The 2252-nt window shown below is 60.8% G+C and carries 1 protein-coding gene, 1 tRNA gene and 1 pseudogene; 1 reads left to right on the forward strand and 2 read right to left on the reverse strand.

Annotation, left to right across the window (positions count from 1 at the left end; genetic code table 11):
• Nucleotides 1-57: 57 nt before the first annotated feature.
• A pseudogene (gene tgt / locus ACQKP4_RS28880) lies at nt 58-891 on the reverse strand (tRNA guanosine(34) transglycosylase Tgt); the annotation flags it as partial.
• 14 nt (nt 892-905) lie between these two features.
• Nucleotides 906-1970: a tRNA preQ1(34) S-adenosylmethionine ribosyltransferase-isomerase QueA gene (gene queA, locus ACQKP4_RS28885; RefSeq protein ID WP_427637423.1), complete on the reverse strand. Its 1065-nt coding sequence runs from the start codon at nt 1968-1970 to the stop codon at nt 906-908.
• Nucleotides 1971-2077: 107 nt separating this feature from the next.
• On the opposite strand from queA, the gene ACQKP4_RS28890 reads away from it, so the two are divergent.
• Nucleotides 2078-2159, forward strand: a tRNA-Leu gene (locus ACQKP4_RS28890).
• Nucleotides 2160-2252 lie beyond the last annotated feature (93 nt).

A 2252-nucleotide genomic window follows, 5' to 3' on the forward strand; every position in this document is an offset into this window, starting at 1 on the left:
GTCAGCAAGCCGTCAAACTGCACGTCCATGCCGAACTTGGCACGACCGGTTCTTCCGATCTATGAACAGATGCCCATTGCGGGCATTACGGGTTGGCATCACGCAATCGAACATGTCCACACCGCGGCGCACACCCTCAACCAGATCTTCCGGTTTGCCAACGCCCATAAGGTAACGAGGTTTGTCAGCCGGCATCTGGCCCGGCAGGTAATCCAGCACCTTGATCATCTCGTGCTTGGGCTCGCCCACCGACAGACCACCGATGGCCAGGCCATCGAAGCCGATCTGGTCGAGGCCTTCCAGCGAGCGCATGCGCAAGTCCTGGTGCATGCCGCCCTGAACGATGCCGAACAGCGCCGCGGTGTTATCGCCATGGGCCTCTTTCGAACGCTTTGCCCAGCGCAACGACAGCTCCATGGAGATCCGCGCGACGTCTTCGTCCGCCGGGTACGGCGTGCATTCGTCGAAAATCATGACGATGTCGGAGCCCAGATCACGCTGGACCTGCATCGATTCTTCCGGTCCCATGAACACTTTGGCGCCATCAACCGGAGAGGCGAAGGTCACGCCCTCCTCCTTGATCTTGCGCATGGCGCCCAGGCTGAACACCTGAAAACCGCCGGAGTCGGTCAGGATCGGGCCTTTCCACTGCATGAAGTCGTGCAGGTCGCCGTGCTTCTTGATCACTTCGGTGCCAGGACGCAGCCACAAGTGGAAGGTGTTGCCCAGAATGATTTCCGCGCCAGTGGCGGTGATATCCCGCGGCAACATGCCCTTGACGGTGCCGTACGTGCCCACCGGCATGAAGGCCGGGGTCTCGACGGTACCGCGCGGGAAGGTCAAACGACCGCGACGAGCCTTGCCGTCAGTAGCAAGCAACTCAAACGACATACGACTTTGGCGACTCATTCTGTTTCCTCTGGGCCTGATTCTTTAGGGGCAGTCGGCGCGGGATTACGGGTGATGAACATCGCATCACCGTAGCTGAAAAATCGGTATTGATGCTCGACGGCGGCTTTATAGGCGGCCATGGCTTCGGGATAACCGGCGAACGCCGACACCAGCATCAACAGCGTGGACTCGGGCAAATGGAAGTTGGTGACCAAGGCATCGACCACGTGAAACGGCCGGCCCGGGTAGATAAAGATGTCGGTGTCGCCGCTGAACGGCTTGAGCACGCCATCGCGCGCGGCACTTTCCAGCGAGCGCACGCTGGTGGTCCCCACGGCCACCACGCGCCCACCGCGAGCACGGCAAGCGGCGACCGCGTCCACCACGTCCTGGCCGACTTCCAGCCATTCGCTGTGCATGTGGTGGTCTTCAAGCTTCTCGACCCGCACCGGCTGGAACGTGCCAGCGCCAACGTGCAACGTCACGAACGCGGTCTCGACGCCCTTGGCGGCAATCGCCTCCAGCAGCGGCTGATCGAAATGCAGCCCCGCCGTCGGCGCCGCCACCGCGCCCAGGCGCTCGGCGTACACGGTCTGATAACGCTCGCGGTCCGAGCCTTCATCCGGGCGGTCTATATAAGGCGGCAACGGCATGTGCCCGACGCGATCAAGCAGCGGCAACACCTCCTCGCTAAACCCCAGCTCGAACAACGCGTCGTGACGCGCCAGCATCTCAGCTTCGCCACCGCCATCAATCAGGATCTTCGACCCCGGCTTGGGCGACTTGCTGGAACGCACATGCGCCAGCACGCGATGACTGTCGAGCACCCGCTCCACCAGAATTTCCAGCTTGCCGCCGGAAGCTTTCTGGCCAAACAGCCGCGCCGGAATCACTCGGGTATTGTTGAACACCATCAAATCGCCAGGGCGCAAATGATCCAGCAAATCAGTGAATTGACGGTGTGCCAGGGCGCCGCTGACCCCATCCAGGGTCAACAGGCGACTACCGCGACGCTCGGCCAAAGGGTGGCGAGCAATCAGCGAATCAGGGAGTTCGAAAGTAAAGTCAGCAACGCGCATGATGGGGTTCGTCTAGCAGGGGCCGGAAGTCTAGCCGAAATAGTGAAAATTCTCTATGTACCTGATTGACCGACGGTAATCTCATCTCTATACTTCGCCGCCATTGAGCCCTGATGGCGGAATTGGTAGACGCGGCGGATTCAAAATCCGTTTTCGAAAGGAGTGGGAGTTCGAGTCTCCCTCGGGGTGCGTTGTAACCAAGTCAGCATGGCATCCGGGCTTACAGAAGGGGAGGGCAGCGATGGGCCGTCGGCCCACCGCCAAGTTTGCCGTCAAACGACG

Origin of the sequence: Pseudomonas sp. NPDC086278 (assembly GCF_050280905.1) — a bacterium.
GTDB lineage: Bacteria > Pseudomonadota > Gammaproteobacteria > Pseudomonadales > Pseudomonadaceae > Aquipseudomonas.

Bases quoted from the DNA above. Each gene is read 5' to 3' on its own strand.
- queA (WP_427637423.1), bottom strand. From the start codon at position 1,970: ATGCGCGTTGCTGACTTTACTTTCGAACTCCCTGATTCGCTGATTGCT.